This is a genomic window from Corynebacterium anserum (genome assembly GCF_014262665.1).
Taxonomy (GTDB): Bacteria; Actinomycetota; Actinomycetes; order Mycobacteriales; family Mycobacteriaceae; genus Corynebacterium; species Corynebacterium anserum.
The window spans coordinates 110,045-128,372 of the sequence record NZ_CP046883.1 but is presented as its reverse complement, the minus strand read 5'-3'; the positions used below and the strand labels follow the sequence as shown (position 1 = coordinate 128,372).

The 18,328-nt window shown below is 53.5% G+C and carries 10 protein-coding genes, 3 rRNA genes and 1 pseudogene; 6 read left to right on the top strand and 8 right to left on the bottom strand.

Annotated features, from left to right (window positions below):
- Window positions 1-7: 7 nt before the first annotated feature.
- Complete coding sequence (locus GP473_RS00495; RefSeq protein ID WP_343061445.1) at window positions 8-1,741, bottom strand: TM0106 family RecB-like putative nuclease; 1,734 nt, start codon at window positions 1,739-1,741, stop codon at window positions 8-10.
- Between the two features lie 362 nt (window positions 1,742-2,103).
- Between GP473_RS00495 and GP473_RS00490 the strand changes: the two genes are divergently transcribed.
- From GP473_RS00490 to yidC, 4 genes are all read left to right on the top strand, one after another.
- On the top strand, window positions 2,104-2,736 hold the full coding sequence (locus GP473_RS00490) for a DUF6474 family protein (protein ID WP_185769664.1): 633 nt from the start codon (window positions 2,104-2,106) through the stop codon (window positions 2,734-2,736).
- A 185-nt stretch (window positions 2,737-2,921) separates the two neighbouring features.
- Window positions 2,922-4,631 (top strand): alkaline phosphatase D family protein, encoded by a 1,710-nt coding sequence (locus GP473_RS00485; RefSeq protein WP_185769665.1) that lies wholly within the window; start codon window positions 2,922-2,924, stop codon window positions 4,629-4,631.
- A 273-nt stretch (window positions 4,632-4,904) separates the two neighbouring features.
- A complete protein-coding gene (locus tag GP473_RS00480) occupies window positions 4,905-5,255 on the top strand; it encodes a histone-like nucleoid-structuring protein Lsr2 (RefSeq protein WP_185769666.1) in 351 nt (116 codons plus the stop codon).
- A gap of 82 nt (window positions 5,256-5,337) precedes the next feature.
- Window positions 5,338-6,153 (top strand): membrane protein insertase YidC, encoded by an 816-nt coding sequence (gene yidC / locus GP473_RS00475; protein ID WP_186276941.1) that lies wholly within the window; start codon window positions 5,338-5,340, stop codon window positions 6,151-6,153.
- A gap of 136 nt (window positions 6,154-6,289) precedes the next feature.
- Here the strand turns inward: yidC and GP473_RS00470 are convergent.
- Window positions 6,290-6,939, bottom strand: a pseudogene (locus tag GP473_RS00470) (TetR/AcrR family transcriptional regulator).
- Window positions 6,940-7,193: 254 nt separating this feature from the next.
- On the opposite strand from GP473_RS00470, the gene GP473_RS09400 reads away from it, so the two are divergent.
- Window positions 7,194-7,586 carry a restriction endonuclease gene (locus GP473_RS09400; protein WP_343061443.1) on the top strand — a complete coding sequence of 131 codons (393 nt, stop codon included), beginning with the start codon at window positions 7,194-7,196 and terminating at the stop codon, window positions 7,584-7,586.
- 293 nt (window positions 7,587-7,879) lie between these two features.
- On the opposite strand, the gene GP473_RS00460 is transcribed toward GP473_RS09400, so the two are convergent.
- Window positions 7,880-8,779 carry a universal stress protein gene (locus GP473_RS00460; protein ID WP_185769669.1) on the bottom strand — a complete coding sequence of 300 codons (900 nt, stop codon included), beginning with the start codon at window positions 8,777-8,779 and terminating at the stop codon, window positions 7,880-7,882.
- Between the two features lie 298 nt (window positions 8,780-9,077).
- Here GP473_RS00460 and GP473_RS00455 point away from each other — a divergent pair, with 298 nt between their 5' ends.
- Window positions 9,078-10,106 carry a pseudouridine synthase gene (locus GP473_RS00455; RefSeq protein WP_186276940.1) on the top strand — a complete coding sequence of 343 codons (1,029 nt, stop codon included), beginning with the start codon at window positions 9,078-9,080 and terminating at the stop codon, window positions 10,104-10,106.
- Here the strand turns inward: GP473_RS00455 and GP473_RS00450 are convergent.
- The 5 genes from GP473_RS00450 to GP473_RS00430 all read right to left on the bottom strand — a co-directional run bounded on the left by GP473_RS00450 (window position 10,090) and on the right by GP473_RS00430 (window position 18,189).
- On the bottom strand, window positions 10,090-11,664 hold the full coding sequence (locus GP473_RS00450; RefSeq protein ID WP_246394810.1) for an MFS transporter: 1,575 nt from the start codon (window positions 11,662-11,664) through the stop codon (window positions 10,090-10,092). The two genes, GP473_RS00455 and GP473_RS00450, sit on opposite strands and share 17 nt — an antisense overlap.
- A 113-nt stretch (window positions 11,665-11,777) precedes the next feature.
- Window positions 11,778-11,895: ribosomal RNA gene (gene rrf / locus GP473_RS00445) — 5S ribosomal RNA — on the bottom strand.
- Window positions 11,896-12,030: 135 nt separating this feature from the next.
- Window positions 12,031-15,110 (bottom strand): 23S ribosomal RNA (locus GP473_RS00440).
- 301 nt (window positions 15,111-15,411) lie between these two features.
- Window positions 15,412-16,938, bottom strand: a 16S ribosomal RNA gene (locus GP473_RS00435).
- Together the 16S, 23S and 5S rRNA genes form the textbook arrangement of a ribosomal RNA operon.
- An 876-nt stretch (window positions 16,939-17,814) precedes the next feature.
- Window positions 17,815-18,189, bottom strand: coding sequence for a GntR family transcriptional regulator (locus GP473_RS00430; RefSeq protein WP_186277224.1), 375 nt, complete (start codon window positions 18,187-18,189; stop codon window positions 17,815-17,817).
- Window positions 18,190-18,328: the final 139 nt, after the last annotated feature.

Below are 18,328 nucleotides of genomic sequence, written 5' to 3'. Positions count from 1 at the left end.
CAGGGGTCTAGTGGGGGCACTGGGGGATCCCCGGCGCTCCCTTGCGTAGCCAGGTGCGCACATAGGAATTCGCCACGCAATCGTCCGCGTTATAGCGCTCAAGGGTGCGCCGTGCTGCCTGGGCAGTACCACGCGCCGTTCTAATGGCCTGTTCGTAAAGAGTGATGGCGGCACGCCCGTCCACGCCTTTTTGGCTGAATTGGAAACCAGCCAGCGGAGCGACTGTTTTTAAGCCCAGGGAGCCAGTGCCGGCCACAGCATTATTAACAATTCGGAAGAGGTCGCACCATTGTTCAGAGGCAATAAACCTGTTGACCTCGTCTAATGTTGGCATGGTGACAGTCGTCGCATCAGCGAGTGTATAAGCTCGGCCTCCGAATTTCCGTGCGTAGTGGCGCAGCCAGTAATTTTCACCCTGCTCAGCATAAACCCACACCCTCAACCTTTTTCCCGACGCCGCCGCTGACGCCACCCGCGCTTGAATCCACGCCCAGAACTCAGCCACGTGGGCGCCTTCGTCTCCTGCACTCGAAAAATCTCCAAACGCCACGTATTGAGCTCCGTCAAAAGTGCCCCACAGGAATGTGCCACGTTGAGGATGAGCTTCCATGTCGATGTCAATGTCGATCACGTTTGCTAACTGCTCTTGCATGGGTTGAGCGGATGTTTCTGGAGTTTGACCTGTCTTTTGGGCGGTCAGGTCACCCCGGCGGGGCATGACGAATTGATATCCGCCCCACAGCTCGGTGTCGGTTATCCAGCGCCGAAGCGGTCGCCGTAAAGCCGTTTCCCCTTTCATCCAGGCCTCCGCGAGCGCGCTTTGTTCACCACGCTGTGCCTCAGCCAGTTGCGGCAGGGTACGGATACCTGCTTCTCGAAGTGCCCGGTTTCTATCTCCCGGTAGCATTAGTGATACGTCCTGGCGTTCGAGTAATTGTGCACGGCAGTGGTTGTGGTATTCGCAATAGCTGCATTCCTTCACACGGCTGGGCGCGTGGGGCACTGGTTCCCTGAGAGCTGTTAACAAGCCTGGAAGTAATGAGTCGCCGGGAAAAATATAGCAGCGTTCCGGATCCGCAGCTCCTGCGCGACCAATGAGCCCTACGTCGCCCGATGCCACACCCCAGACGCTGAGAATTGTGTAGGCCATCGCTAGGCGCTGAGAATCACCGGCCAGTGCGCGGTGCCGGAGGGGTACTTCCACTCCATGGGACAGGCTCAGGGCAGATAGGTCGATGACCAGGCAATCCGCCGCTTGTTTGCCTCGCAGGCGGCGGGCCACAGAGTGCCCCGAAATTACGAGTGGGGCATAAGCGAGCGTGGGGTCCGTGCCGTGTCCCATATCGCGGCGCAGCAGAATGTCCACTGTCGTGGACAGCGCTCCTTCTTCGAGGACAGCTCCGGTGATCAAGCGGATTCCACGTGCCATCGCTTCCAGCGTATCTTCCACGGCATTCGGTCCCGGGCTGATGTCTATCCGCGTCGGGCGTACTTTATCCCCACGACGAGGACTTCCAGGTAGTTGCGCGAGGATCTTCTGCCGCCGTGCTTGTTCCGCAATGTGGTGAGAAAGATATTGGATCTGATTCTCGAGATCCTGCAGCGTGCGCATTCGCTCCGGTGTATTGATGCTTTTTACCCGACGCAACACCGCCCTATGTCGGCATCCCACAACGTCAGCGGGAGTCAGCGGCGCAGGCGGATCTTCGCGCTTGTCTACAGGGCACATGGAATAGTTCACAGCGCTTCCCATCTTAGGCGTCCAACGCAGAGCCAAAGAGTAAGCCTGTGGGAATCACGAGAGATATCCCAACGGATGGGGTCTGTTCCGGTATATCCAGGTTGCAGCGAGTGACGGCAGACGAACCTGTTCAATCTACAATTACGGCACTCATGGCCTATTCCGGCTACAGTTTCCAACGACAGTTACAGCACTCATGGCCTATTCCGGCTACAGTGGGCTACTAGTATTAGGATATTAGGTTTCGTCGGCCATGCTTTGCTGTTCAGCGTGTGAACGCAACTACCGCGCTTAAGGCTTGGTACCTAGACAACGAAACACACAGCACAAAGACACAACACAGACACAAGACTCGGAGAGACATGGGACTGCTCAGTACAATGCGTAAGCGCCGCCAAGAGAAAAAGGCTGTAGAAAAGGCAGCTAAGGCGCGCGCCCTCGCGGAGGCCAAGGCCGATGCCAAACTGGAGAAAGCCAAAGAGAAATACCTTCGCAAGACCGCAAAGCAGGTACGTAAAGCGGATGCCAAGGAACTGAAGAACCGCCGTGAGCATGAGGAAAAGATGGCAGCCGCAGCCCTGGAACAGCTGAAGGCCGGTAACTTCAACCGCTCAAACGTCAACCGTTATCTCGGCGCTGCTCGTGTCGCACTGCCAGCGCTACTTCCTTTGATTTACCGGGGAATGACGCAATTGAAGGAAGCCAATGAGCGCGGCACCGCCCAATCCCATGGCGTATCAGCTGAGGATATGGCACAGTTCTCAGGGGATGGCGCTCCCCAGCAGGCTCGTATCCGCCAGATACGTAAGGATATATCCAAGGGCGGTCTTCCCATGGGCTTTGCTAAGGATGTCGACGAACGCATGGACGACCTGGAAGAAGCTGTGAAAAACACCTCACACATGAACAATGAGCAAACCCGTCATGCTCTGCAGGCAATCTCTCGCGAATTAGATCTGGTGGAAGCGCAGATCGACATCAAACGAGGCAAATAAGAACGGCCGATACAACACAGGTCTGCATCACACGCAATACGTAACAGCACAGGCCTGCACCTGCATGGCAAGTAACCTCGCATAGGTCGCATAAATCTTTGCCCGGCTACCCCTAGGGGTAGCTATTTGTCTTTTTTCACCCCCATATACTGCAGAGCCGAGGCTCACGTGTTCTTATCTGAAACATGACCAAGAGCATCTCCCGCCGCCGAGCTCTCCAAACTGGTGTGATAGCAACCGCTAGCTTCGCCACCGCGTCCGCCTTCACCTCTTCCGTTTCGGCAGACACCCCTTCCCACACTGCCCCGGATGACCACGTTGTCTTCCAACATTCCGTAGCGTCCGGCGACCCCTACGCACACAGCGTTATCTTATGGACTCGCGTCACATCCCATCCAGGTGACTATGCTGGCCGCAATAAGGGCGTCGACACACACCTGCGGTGGGAAGTCGCACAAGATGATTCCTTCACGTCCATCATCAGCTCCGGCGAGGTGCTCGTGACGTCGGATACAGATATGACAGCCAAGGTAGAGGCCACTGGTCTGCAGCCGTACACCGGTTACTCCTATCGTTTTATCGTCCAATCTGGCCCCTACAAAGGTCAGATTTCACCGATTGGCCATGCCCGTACCGCTCCCGCCAGTGGTCAACACGTCAAAGAACTACGCTTTGCGCTCTTTAGCTGCGCCAATTGGGAGGCTGGGTACTTTAGCGCTTATCAAGATATGGCTGATCGCGGGGACATAGACTACGCCCTGCATGTCGGCGATTACATCTACGAATACAAACGAGGCGAATATACCGGTAAATCCGGGGCAGTCCGCGACCACTTGCCTGCCCATGAGATTGTCACCCTGCAGGATTATCGCGAACGTTACGCTCAATACCGAACAGACCCCAACCTCCAAGCCGCCCACGAGGCATGCCCGTGGATTGTGACATGGGACGACCACGAGTTCGCCAATGATGTCTACAGCGGCGGCGCAGAAGGGCATGATCCACAAACAGAAGGGCCATGGATCACGCGCCGTAATGCGGCGATGCGCGCCTATTTGGAATGGCAGCCAATTCGCGCCACTCAGGTTTCAGCTGGTGGGCACATCTATCGCAACTTGAATTTTGGCCCACTCGCTGAGCTCAACATGCTGGATTTACGCACTTACCGCAACAAGCAGGTGGAATTCTCCGCGATAAGAAAGGTCGACGATGAATCTCGCACCATGCTTGGATCTGAACAATTTAGTTGGTTAGCCCGCAAACTCACATCATCTCACGCCACATGGAACCTCATTGGCAACTCGGTGATGATTACTCCCGTGCTGATCCCGCCCCTGGATCCAGAGACGTCCTTAGCTGTCACCCAGTTACTTGGCCTGCCTGAAGAAGGTATGCCTTACAACGTGGATCAATGGGACGGATACGCCGCCGAGCGGCGCAGACTTCTGCATATGCTCCAGGACAAAGGCGTGGATAATGCGATATTTCTCACCGGCGATATTCACTCGTCGTGGGCTAATGACGTACCCGTAGAGCCAGGAAAATACCCCTCCAAGAGACCGGCCGCCGTGGAAATCGTGTGCACATCTATCACTAGTTCCAATATTGATGACATTGTGAAACTGCCTGAAGATAACCCTCTGTCGCTTACCGCCGAAGGAGCTTTTACTGGTCTGAATCGCTATATCAAATACTTGGATTTCGATTCTCACGGATATACGGTTGTTCAGGTTACTCCTGAGTATGTCCATGCGGATTATCTACTTCTCACTCCGGACGGTAAATTACAGCCAAACCAACCTCTTACTCGGAAAATGTCTGCGCGCACGTACCGAGGTAAGGGAATCTCCCAGCATGGGGACGCTATTAATCCTCATTTTCATTCTGCACGCTAATATTTTTTACTCAGGATAAACCTCGTCTATACTTATAACTTCGTTCCGCGTCGCACGCTCTAAAGCCAAGGCGCTAATTGCAGAACTCAATAACCAGTGTGTACTGTGAAGTGCAAGATATTATTTATCGGGCTTGTAAAATTTATTGCGCAGATCATGGTGACCAAATGGCTCGTGTGTATCACATAGATCACCGGCCACGTAAGTCACTACGGCAATAAAAGCGAAACAGTTTTTTACAACTGTTGTCATTAACGAAAGGACATCCTGCTCATGGCACGCCGTGAAGTCACCCAGTATTTCGACGATCTTGACAATTCTCTGCTGGCCGATGGAGACGTAAACATCATCGATTTTTCCATCGGTGGCGTGGACTACACCATGGAATTAGGCCCAGAAAATAAGCGCAAATTTGACGATGCTATAGCTCCATTCATCGCTGTAGCACGTCGCGCTACAAAGAGAGCATCCGGACGTAAGTCCACCGCCTCGTCCGGCAATGCTGCCCGCAACAAGCGCATTCGCGAGTGGGCACATGAAAACAACATCGCTGTCTCCGAGCGAGGTCGCATTTCTGCCGACGTGGTCGAGCAATTCAACAAGGCAACTAATTCCCGCGCATAATTTTCATGCACAAGACCACTGAACGCCCTGCCTGCATCGTTATTAACGAGCACGTTGGGCGTTTCTCTCATTCTTCGCGCCTATGATTGTCCTGGAGTATCCGGTTGCCTTCATCCTCACAACGTGGCACTGGTTACTGACTACCTTCTTCGGAATGGAGGCTACCTTTGCCTGGCTCTGCTCCATTCCCCTCTTAGTAGCAACGATCCGTGCATGCCTACTACCACTGATTTACCGTCAATATCGTTCGTCGCGACTGTTAGCTCATATCAGACTGGACATGCGGGGATTACGTGCACAGTATTCGGACAAGAAAGATCAAGAAAGCCAGAGACAGCTCCGCGCCAAACGTCGTGAGATGCAAGCCTCTGTGGGATATCGAGTCAGCGACGGTTGCTTCCCTCCGCTCATTCAAATCCCGGTGATTATGGGTCTTTATCGCCTGCTCCTTCATATTGCACGTCCACAGGAAGGCCTCGATGCGGTTCATCATGGTCGCGGTTTACTCACCGGCCATGATGTATCGCAGTTTCTCCACACGACATTTTCCGGTATACCTCTACCTGCCTATGTCGCTATGCCACCTCAACGGCTGGATTATTTGAACGTCACATCGGATGAGGTATTCCGAGTGGCTTTACCGTTAATCTTCGTCGCCTCCGTCTGCACTACGGCCAACTACATCTACTCACTCCGACGCAGCCTCCGCACCATTGACTATTCTGTCAAAGCTTCGCGTATCCTCATGAGAATCATGTGGTGTCTAGCCCCCATCATTCTGCTTTTCCCCTGGTTTTTTGGAATCTTCGGCCCCGCGCCTCTGGCAATCCTCATCTATTGGGTCTGCAATAATCTTTGGACTGCTATCCAAGCCGTCACTGTGAACGCTCTTGAATAAGACACACCCTTACCCAGAAGAATTTCTGGAAGATGTGAAGGTTCAAAAAAACGCTTCCGCTGCAAGACGGGAATCACGGGCGAGGAACCACTAATCCAGAAGTGAAAGTACTAATGCAACAGTGGAGTTCGGACTGCTAAATGTTGTACATTGCCGGGGCAGTAAGCAGCAGCTGACGTGCTAGACCTCGAGCCGTCTCTAATGGCACTACGGTGCGGCTCATCTTCGCGCCGGCCAATCCCCCATCTAAGAAAACCATAAGCTGATCTGCAAGAGTACGGGAAGAGTACCCGAACCTCTCGGTGAGCAATTCGGCCATCGTATCGCGACCCACGCACGATGATCCATAGCTGCCGCTCGAATACGTTCCTCCGATTCACATTCCGGCCGCGGGTACTCCCCGGCGGCATTTTGAAAATGCGAGCCTCGGAAATGATTTTTTGGTTCTTCCCGTATACATAGATCAAAGAAAGCGATAATACGATCTTCCGGTTTCTCCCGCTCATCCGCGATCTCATGCCAAGCAGCGCGCCACTTATTATCCAGCTCTTCCAGATAGGCAACTACCAGGTTATCCTTGGACCCAAATAACGAATACAAGGAAGCTTTCGCCACATCAGCGTCACGCAAAATACGATCGATACCGATAACACGGATGCCCTCGGTGGTAAAAAGGTTCGTAGCGCTAGCCAGAAGACGTTGGCGCGGCCCCGGACGATTACGCCGGCGGGAGCTGGTCTTCTTTGCTACTGGAGCCATAAACCTCACCTTTTCTTCAGGAACCATCTTTCGGCAAAGACCTTCGCCCCTTCACAAGGGCTCGCGACCATTGTAGTAGACGTAACGGTCTATTTATTGCTTGCGTCAAACTTAGTAGGCCAACTACACGGCGGCTACATGCTGCCCTGGCCTACCTATAATGCAAACCACTACGATCATCCACAACAGTTAGCACCTTGTGTTTGCCAGACGACACCAGTCCATCCACGGTGGGCATCTGCGAGGCTTATGAAGCCAGCTTCCGACAGAAAAGAGAGATAATGTCGCCTGAGCAGTTCCGGCGGTCATTATCTGTGACACAAAAGCCGCCCAGCCGATGGGGTGGCACCCAGTGCGTGGGTGCCCGGTGTATGGGGAGGCACCGCGTGCGGGGCGAGGATGGCGAGCTGGTGAAGAGATCCTCAAATCCTCAAACGGTGCTTCCTTCAGAAGGGTTTGAGAAATCTATCATCCACCTATTGCCCCGCCAGGGACTTCAGCTCCAACACACTGGTGGGTCTGGTGATGAGGATGTTGATGCAATCGGCACTGCTCCGTTAAGTCCTGTGCTGTCTTCTCGTGTAGCAGTGCAGATTGAGCGTTCGTCCAGAGGACAAACCCATTGGCAGAGAGACCTTGGTCTGTACCAGCGTAATGCCCCTAATCGCCCATAATAAGGGGTTCCAAGCCGGCCATCATTGCGACCTTGCGCCGTTTTACCGAATGGGCACGTAAGGCGGCAACGTCTTCAGTTCCGACGGTTGATTTCATCAGTAGTGACCGTGTTGCAGAGCCTCCAAGAAACAGGTAAGACATTCAGTGGTGCCCACAGTCCTTTTCTCCTAATTATGGGATCCGACTATGCGCATCACAGAAAACCTTGTCAAAATACCTTGTGCGGACACCACCGGACAATAATGACGAGCCGATTCCTCGCTGTGTAGGAAGGGCTCGCCTCACTGCCAAACTACTTACCCTGCGGGCGTACCACCATCATTGGGCATGGGGAGTACTGCAGCAATGCCCGGGACGTAGATCCCAATAGCATTCCCTTGAAACCCCCGCGTCCGTGAGAACCCAGAACCATCAGCTGTGCATCTTCTGCTGCTTCCTTAAGGGAATGGATAGGGCGCTCCCTCTCAACAATTTCCTCAATTTTGACATCCGGGTACTTCTCAATGAACGGAACGAGCTCTTCATTCAGAAGCTTCTCCTGCTCAGCAATCAATGCTTCCATCTGGGACTGAGCCTCGATCACACCAATATACGACGAGTGGAATTGCGCGTCGGACCAAGCATGCACAGCACGCAACACAGCCCCACGAGCCTGAGCTTCCTGGAATGCAACCTCCATCGCTTGGCGAGAAACGGAAGACCCATCCACGCCCACGACCACTGGACCATACTTATTGGCCTCGGTCACGTGATTATCTTTGCGAACAACTACAACTGGGCAGTCGGCGTGGGACACTACAGCTGCAGAAACGGATCCCATAACCAGGCCAGACAGACCACCCAGACCACGGGAGCCCATGACAAGCATCTCAGCTGTTTCAGAAAGCTCCAATAGGTAATCGATCGGTGAGGATTCCTTGACCTCGGCAGTCACGACGATGGATTCGTCGAATTCCTTGACGATGCGGCGAGCGTTTTCCAGTTTGTCTCCGGCTTCACCCTCAAGTTCGTCATACAGTTCCTGTGGCGGAACCATGCCATCGGCGTACATGAACTGCGGCATGCTATAGGCGGTGACCAGTTTCAATGGCTGGTTACGCTTGAGAGCTGTGTTGGCAGCCCATTGTACGGCGGTATCAGATGCTTCAGAGCCGTCAACGGCTACAACAATGTCCTTTACTGGGGCGGTCATGGAAAACCAAGTCCTTTGTTATCCGTAGGTACTTTCACTTCTAGTATCCCCCCGATCTGCGGCCAACGCCAACTTTGTCAATCACAATGGGCGGCAATGGACGAGGTTGCCTTTGCAGATCGCACGATATGGGGTCTTAGGCGACTCTTTAGTGGGCGCTCTCCGCGTTCGCCGGATAAAGGTTGTGGTAAACGTCCATCAGCACATTCCATAGGTTGTGGCCTAAGTCTGTCTGTAAAAACTGAACGATAGAATCAGTAATCGCGTTAATATCCATAAGCGGAAAGTATATTCCTTGATGAATCCGTTGCCAATACGCGAAGGGTTGAATCCCACGCGCGCTCAGGTTCCCCTTGACTGGCCTGAGCCCTTCCTGGCTCGGGACTTTCTCTGGCACCTCATCTCCACGCAACGTCATCGCCATCCCGAGGATGACGAACGCGCCGTGGAGGAGCGTTTCGCTCACGGACACGTGCGTCTGGACAACGGACAAGTGCTCTCTGCCAATGATGTCCTCTCGCCGGGAACCTTCGTCAACTTCTATCGCACGCCGGCTCCGGAGAGGGAGGTACCGGGTGAACTTCGTCTCCTTCATTCCGACGACACACTTTTAGTCATAGATAAGCCCCCTTTTCTTTCTACGCTTCCGCGGGGGCAGCATATTCGGCAAACAGCCTTGGTTAAGGCTCGAGTTCAGTTCAATATCCCTGATTTATCTCCCTGCCATCGGCTTGACCGCCTTACCCGTGGAGTGCTGATGATGACCGTAAGACCTGAGGCGCGAGGAGCATATCAATCAATGTTTGACCAGCGTCTTCCCAGGAAAACTTATGAGGCCATCACTCCTCTGGCCGATAAGACCGTATTTTCACCTATCCCCCGACTTTGTGACTGGCAGACGTGGGCTCCCCCGAGCGTAGACCGTCCGTGGCAACTGAGCCATCATATGGTCAAGGTTCGCGGACGGCTCTCTACCTATTTAGATGAGTCTGTTCCGTTGGACAAGATGAATGCTTGCACTTTGGTCACCGGTGTACGCCAAGAGTCACGCTCTGGGCGCGACGTGCTGGTATGGACACTCCAACCGAAAACCGGCCGCACGCATCAGCTACGGGTCGTGATGCGGTCTTTAGGACTGCCCATACTTAACGATCCGTTGTATGAAGATATGTCCGATCACGCGCTTTTGACTCCTGAAGGTGAGCCCCCTCGTCCTGCTTTTGTGGATGCAGAAGATTTTTCTCGCCCCATGGGTCTTATCGCTAAACGTCTGGAGTTCACCGATCCGCTCACCGGTGATGAACGCAAGTTTACCTCGCTGTTTTAGATGATTCTTCTTCAGGCAGTTTGTATCCTTTGAGGCGCGTATTGGTCAGTAGGAATCCTAAGAAAAGAACCGCTGCCACTAATGCTGTGCATGCCACAAACGCATACTCATAAGAAGCCGTGGCGCTGTCAACGAGTGCACTGGCGACTTCGGGTTTCATCTTTTCCTCGGTCATTGCCATTAGCGCGTCTTGCAGGCTGTCATGTGCACGGGCCGGAGCACCCGAAGGCAAATGCAGAGTAACGGAATATATGAAGCTGAGGAGGGAACCCAATACGGCAACGGCAATGAGAGAGCCCATTTCGTAGGAGACCTCTTCCACCGACGATGCCATACCTGCCCTGTGGGGCGGAGCATTACTCACAATGAGCATCGAGGCCACCGCAGTTACGCCACCAAGACCCGCTCCTACGACGAATAACCCGACGATAATTGCCCACCACCAGTGGAACGCAGCGCCGAACATAACTGCTACTGTTCCTGCTACGGCTACAAGCATCCCACCAGCCACTAACAGACGGGCGCCAATAATATGAAGCTTCGCCCCAGCGATCAGTGAAGTCAGCGCGGAACCAGCGGCAGATATTGTCACTAATAGGCCGGACTCTAAAGGTGTCAATCCATCCACTAGTTGAGCCTTCTGCGTGATGATGAATTGCAAACCAACCATGCCAAACATCGCAAACGATGCGCCAATGGTTCCTGCAACAAACACGGGATTACGAAAAATATCGAGACTAATAAGGGGTTCAGGAAGTTGAGATTGGCGTCGCGTAAAGAGGAACCAACCCAAAACAGATACGACGACCGCGCCTCCAATAAGTCTCCAGTTCTGCGGGGAATGAACCAGCTCCTTGATAAACAACACGGTTCCCATTAAGGCAAGACACGCCAAAAAAGACGAATAAAAATCCCAGTGTTTGGATCTATCCAAACTAGTACGTGGGGCCACAAAAGGGATAGCGCATAAGGCAGCAAGAACGAAAGGAAGGTTTAAGACAAAAACGGAACCCCACCAAAACCACTCCAACAAAATACCGCCGATGAGTGGACCTAAAGCGCTGGCTAGGACTGCGAGCATTGCCCACAGACTAATAGCTAGGGCTAGTTCGCGGGGCTGTTGGAAGGTCAGACGGATCAGCGCCAGCGTGGAGGGCATCATACACGCAGCTCCGATAGCTAACACGCCGCGGGCTAAAATAAGCACAGCGGCGTCTGGTGCGAACGCCGCTGCAATCGACCCGACGCCGAAAATTGCCAGTCCGAGGGATAACATTGTTCGGTGGCCGATTTTATCGCCAAGAGTTCCCGTACCCAATAGAAGACCGGAAACTACCACGGGATAGGCGTTCATAATCCACAGCATTTGGGAGTTGGTAGCGCGAAGCTCCGCTACAAGTGTTGGCAAAGCTGTGTACAGGACGGTGTTATCTAACGTAATGAGAAAAACGCCCATTCCAACAGTAACAAGAAGTAACCACCGCATGATGGGATGGGTACGCAGATCTACACCGTTTGCCGTGATCGGAGCTAAAGGTGCGGTGTTTTCACAACTCATAGGGTGAATAAAATAACTTGTGTTTACATTTATGAAAATAAAAAATGGCGGGTTGGTTCCACCACCTTAATATTAAGGCAATGGATCCAACCCACCATGTATTTAAGTTTTTAGGCCGGCGGTGACCTACTCTCCCACACCCTCCCAGGTGCAGTACCATCGGCGCAGACAGGCTTAGCTTCCGGGTTCGGAAAGGGACCGGGCGTGACCCCGCCGCTAACAACCACCGACACACACAACAAAGAACACACACCCAACCACACCAACCACCACAACGGCAGCCAACACAGCCAGTGCAGGTGCTGTCCCAGACACTGCACAACGAACGCGAACATCCCCACACACAAGCAAGCCCACCACACAAGCTTTAACAACCATCTCGGCCAATTAGTACCGGTCACCTCCACACCTCACAGCGCTTCCAGATCCGGCCTATCAACCCCATCATCTCTAGGGAACCTCAAACGAAACCTCATCTCGAAACAGGCTTCCCGCTTAGATGCTTTCAGCGGTTATCCCTCCCATACGTAGCCAACCAGCCATGCCACGGGCGTGACAACTGGCCCACCAGAGGTATGTCCAACCCGGTCCTCTCGTACTAGGGTCAGCCTTTCTCAAGTTTCAACGCGCACGGCGGATAGAGACCGAACTGTCTCACGACGTTCTAAACCCAGCTCGCGTGCCGCTTTAATGGGCGAACAGCCCAACCCTTGGGACCTACTCCAGCCCCAGGATGCGACGAGCCGACATCGAGGTGCCAAACCATCCCGTCGATATGGACTCTTGGGGAAGATCAGCCTGTTATCCCCGGGGTACCTTTTATCCGTTGAGCGACACCGCTTCCACAAGCCGGTGCCGGATCACTAGTCCCGACTTTCGTCCCTGCTCGACCTGTCAGTCTCACAGTCAAGCTCCCTTGTGCACTTACACTCACCACCTGATTGCCAACCAGGCTGAGGGAACCTTTGGGCGCCTCCGTTACTCTTTGGGAGGCAACCGCCCCAGTTAAACTACCCACCAGGCACTGTCCCTAACCCGGATCACGGGCCGAGGTTGAGATGCTCAATACGATCAGAGTGGTATTTCAACAACGACTCCACAACCACTGGCGTGGCCACTTCACAGTCTCCCACCTATCCTACACAAACCGAACCAAACACCAATACCAAGCTATAGTGAAGGTCCCGGGGTCTTTTCGTCCTGCCGCGCGTAACGAGCATCTTTACTCGTACTGCAATTTCGCCGGGCCTGTGGTTGAGACAGCAGAGAAGTCGTTACGCCATTCGTGCAGGTCGGAACTTACCCGACAAGGAATTTCGCTACCTTAGGATGGTTATAGTTACCACCGCCGTTTACTGGGGCTTAAATTCTCCGCTTCGACCACAAAGATCTAACAGGTCCTCTTAACCTTCCAGCACCGGGCAGGCGTCAGTCCGTATACATCGACTTCAACGTCTTCGCACGGACCTGTGTTTTTAGTAAACAGTCGCTTCCCTCTACTCTCTGCGACCACCACCAGCTCAACCAGTCTGTCACCAGCAGTGGTCCCCCTTCTCCCGAAGTTACGGGGGCATTTTGCCGAGTTCCTTAACCACAGTTCACCCGATCGCCTTAGTATTCTCTACCTGACCACCTGTGTCGGTTTCGGGTACGGGCCGAATATGCACTCACTAGAGGCTTTTCTCGACAGCATAGGATCACCAACATCCCCACAACGGGTACGCATCACGCCTCACCCACACAGGACCGGATTTACCACTGTCCACGGGCCACACGCTTACACCACAATCCAATAAGTGGCTTGGCTACCTTCCTGCGTCACCCCATCGCTTGGCTACTACCAGCTCAGGTCCCACGCAGCCGCTCATACACAACTTCAAAAAAGCCGCACACAAACATTTGGGTGGTTAGTATCACTGATTCACCATTGGTCGCACACACACGGGTACGGGAATATCAACCCGTTATCCATCGACTACGCCTGTCGGCCTCGCCTTAGGTCCCGACTCACCCTGGGAAGATTAGCTTGACCCAGGAACCCTTAGTCATCCGGCGGATGAGTTTCTCACTCATCATTCGCTACTCATGCCTGCATTCTCACTCGCATAGCCTCCAGCACTAGGTCACCCCGCACCTTCAACGGCCACACGACGCTCCCCTACCCATCCAGCACAACACTGAATGCCGCGGCTTCGGCGGTGTACTTGAGCCCCACTACATTGTCGGCGCAGAACCACTCGACCAGTGAGCTATTACGCACTCTTTCAAGGATGGCTGCTTCTAAGCCAACCTCCTGGCTGTCTTCGCGATCCCACATCCTTTTCCACTTAGTACACTCTTAGGGGCCTTAACCGGCGATCTGGGCTGTTTCCCTCTCGACTACGAAGCTTATCCCCCGCAGTCTCACTGCCGCGCTCTCACTTACCGGCATTCGGAGTTTGGCTGATGTCGCTAAGATGATAGTCCCGCTAAACCAACCAGTAGCTCTACCTCCGGCAAGAAACACACGACGCTGCACCTAAATGCATTTCGGGGAGAACCAGCTATCACGGAGTTTGATTGGCCTTTCACCCCTACCCACAACTCATCCCCTCAGTTTTCAACCTAAGTGGGTTCGCGCCTCCACAGAGTCTTACCTCTGCTTCACACTGGCCATGGGTAGATCACCCCGCTTCGGGTCCAGGACATGCCACTACACAACACACTCAATTAGTATTCGCTTTCGCTACGACTACCCCACACAACGGGTTAACCTCGCGACATGCCGCTGACTCGCAGGCTCATTCTTCAAAAGGCACGCCATCACCCCACAAACAAGGCTCTGACGGATTGTAAGCACACGGTTTCAGGTACTATTTCACTCCCCTCCCGGGGTACTTTTCACCATTCCCTCACGGTACTACTCCGCTATCGGTCACAGTCGAGTATTCAGGCTTACCGGGTGGTCCCGGCAGATTCACAGCAGATTCCACGAGCCCGCTGCTACTCGGGGACACTCAACAACCCCACACACACATGCTTTCACGTACCGGACTCTCACCGTCTACGGCAGGCCATTCCAAACCACTTCCGCTAACACACATGCGCAAGGCACGGCATGGCAGCACCGCACATCAAGACCCCACAACCCCACACACGCAACCCCTGCCAGGTATCACACGCATATGGTTTAGCCAAAAATCCACGTTCGTTCGCCACTACTAGCAGAATCATTATTATTTTCTTCTCCTACGGGTACTGAGATGTTTCACTTCCCCGCGTTCCCTCCACACCACCTATGAATTCAGTGGCAGGTGACCGCACATAACCACGGCCGGGTTTCCCCATTCGGACATCCTCGGATCAACGCTCTATTGGCAACTCCCCGAGGCTTAACGCAGCCTTACACGTCCTTCATCGGCTCACTATGCCAAGGCATCCACCGTGTGCCCTTACAACAATTACTAAAGCAACAACAGCAACCAACAGCCACAACAGACCATCAGCCACCGACGATGAACTTACAAAACAAATGCAAAAAGAAGATACTCGCGTCCACTATACAGTTCTCACACAACACAACACGCACCACCACACACGCACACACGCACACAGCAGCACACATTCACAGGAACAACACAACCATTGCCCCAGACACCCAACAGACATGACAAACCAACGAATCCCACAACCACTCACACAAAGCAGCCACCACCACACACATCCAGTGCACAAACTACCCCGACAAAAACAATAAAAACTCCATAGAAAGGAGGTGATCCAGCCGCACCTTCCGGTACGGCTACCTTGTTACGACTTCGTCCCAATCGCCAGTCCCACCTTCGACAGCTCCCTCCACAAAGGTTAGGCCACTGGCTTCGGGTGTTACCAACTTTCATGACGTGACGGGCGGTGTGTACAAGGCCCGGGAACGTATTCACCGCAGCGTTGCTGATCTGCGATTACTAGCGACTCCGACTTCATGGAGTCGAGTTGCAGACTCCAATCCGAACTGAGGCCGACTTTCAGGGATTAGCTCCACCTCACGGTATCGCGACCCTCTGTACCGACCATTGTAGCATGTGTGAAGCCCTGGACATAAGGGGCATGATGATTTGACGTCATCCCCACCTTCCTCCGAGTTAACCCCGGCAGTCTCTCGCGAGTCCCCACCACGACGTGCTGGCAACACAAGACAAGGGTTGCGCTCGTTGCGGGACTTAACCCAACATCTCACGACACGAGCTGACGACAACCATGCACCACCTGTACACCAACCACAAGGGAAACTACATCTCTGCAGCGATCTGGTGTATGTCAAGCCCAGGTAAGGTTCTTCGCGTTGCATCGAATTAATCCACATGCTCCGCCGCTTGTGCGGGCCCCCGTCAATTCCTTTGAGTTTTAGCCTTGCGGCCGTACTCCCCAGGCGGGGCGCTTAATGCGTTAGCTACGGCACGGAAATCGTAGAAAAATCCCCACACCTAGCGCCCACCGTTTACGGCATGGACTACCAGGGTATCTAATCCTGTTCGCTACCCATGCTTTCGCTCCTCAGCGTCAGTTACTGCCCAGAGACCTGCCTTCGCCATCGGTGTTCCTCCTGATATCTGCGCATTTCACCGCTACACCAGGAATTCCAGTCTCCCCTACAGCACTCTAGTTATGCCCGTATCGCCTGCAGGCCCGGAGTTAAGCCCCGGGTTTTCACAAGCGACGCGACAAACCACCTACGAGCTCTTTACGCCCAGTAATTCCGGACAACGCTCGCACCCTACGTATTACCGCGGCTGCTGGCACGTAGTTAGCCGGTGCTTCTTATCCAGGTACCGTCACCCAACAGGCTTCTTCCCTAGCGAAAGAGGTTTACAACCCGAAGGCCGTCATCCCTCACGCGGCGTCGCTGCATCAGGCTTGCGCCCATTGTGCAATATTCCCCACTGCTGCCTCCCGTAGGAGTCTGGGCCGTGTCTCAGTCCCAATGTGGCCGTACACCCTCTCAGGCCGGCTACCCGTCGTCGCCTTGGTAGGCCATTACCCCACCAACAAGCTGATAGGCCGCGGGCTCATCCTACACCGAAAAAACTTTCCACCATTCACACTAAAGAACAGTCCTATCCGGTATTAGACCCAGTTTCCCAGGCTTATCCCGAAGTGCAGGGCAGATCACCCACGTGTTACTCACCCGTTCGCCACTCGAGTACCCCTAGCAAGCTAGAGGCCTTTCCGTTCGACTTGCATGTGTTAAGCACGCCGCCAGCGTTCGTCCTGAGCCAGGATCAAACTCTCCATAAAAGCCATTCGGCACTACAATACAAAGAGCCAAAAACTGGCAAAAAAATAAAAACTACTGACAAAAAACAAAAACCTGGCCATGATCACCAACCCCACGGGGCGGGGTCTCCCACAACCAGCCACAGTAGACAACAACCCCTCGCCCACCACCACCGGTGAACAAAGAATCATCACATCACGTTTCCACACAACAACAATCTGCTCGCTACAGCAGACCGGGTGCACACCAAACAAACCGCAACCGACACACTCACCATCCCGTTGCATGACAAAGACAATGAACACTTCCAAAAAAGCGGATCAGCCACGCATGGCACAAACCGTGATACCACCCAGAAAACACCAGGCGGCACTGTGGAATCCAAAAACTTGGTTCATCACACTATTGAGTTCTCAAACAACAATCGCACACGAAAACAGTCACGCAACACGAGGTGCGTAGTCTTCATGACGGAGTTCCGAGTTTAAACCACACGGTACTTGAAAGCAAATTCCGTGTGAACAAGACCATCACGCAAACCCGGATACGAATATCGCGATAGTCGTCAGGGCCGTTTTCCTTCCGAGGTTATGTTGTGAACTCTCGATGTCGGTCGCACTGACCCGATTTAATGTACACACCCCCCCTGACAATTTACAAATTCCCAGTTGAACCGGCATTTTTCGGGGCGTTATGGTGAGTGTTATTCGGGGAAGCCCTGCGGGAAAATCTTCATGCTTATTTTTCCATTAGGTACGGTTTTGCTGGCATGCGTATGCGCTCGGCTGTGTGTACCCCTCACCCTTGGTTATTCGTTTTCTCTCGGCTGTGCTTACCCCTTTTCCCTCGTCTATTCGTTTCTCTCACCCCGCGCAAAAACTCCGCTTATCTTTCGCTTATTCGTAAAGCCCCCGACTTTCAGCGACGTCGTGGATAAGTGTGCTGAGATACCGTCTTTTCACACCAAGTTTCGCAGCCTCGTCAACCAAGGGCACTACGTAGTTTTGTACGAAGTTGCGGCGTCGCATAGAGATAATCTGTTCTCTTGCCCCCTTTTCTACAAACATCCCCACCCCTCGACGTTTCACAAGTATTCCTTGGTTAGTGAGCAACGTCAGGCCTTTCCGCGCAGTGGCGGGGCTGATGTGATGGAAGGCCGCGAGCTCATTAGTTGAGGGGGCTCGTTCACCCTCGGGTAAGGAACCGTCGACTATTGCATCGGCGACAAGATCAGCAACTTGCTGAAAAAGTGGAGCAGTGGCTTCATCCATCATGAACTGCGCCCTTCCACTCGAACCCATGGTTGATTACTTGTGTAGACAACCATATAACAAAGTTTTCAGGCATGCTGGTGGGTATAAAACACTGCACTGTGCTCCTTTAGGCACAGCACCTCAATACCTAAGAACT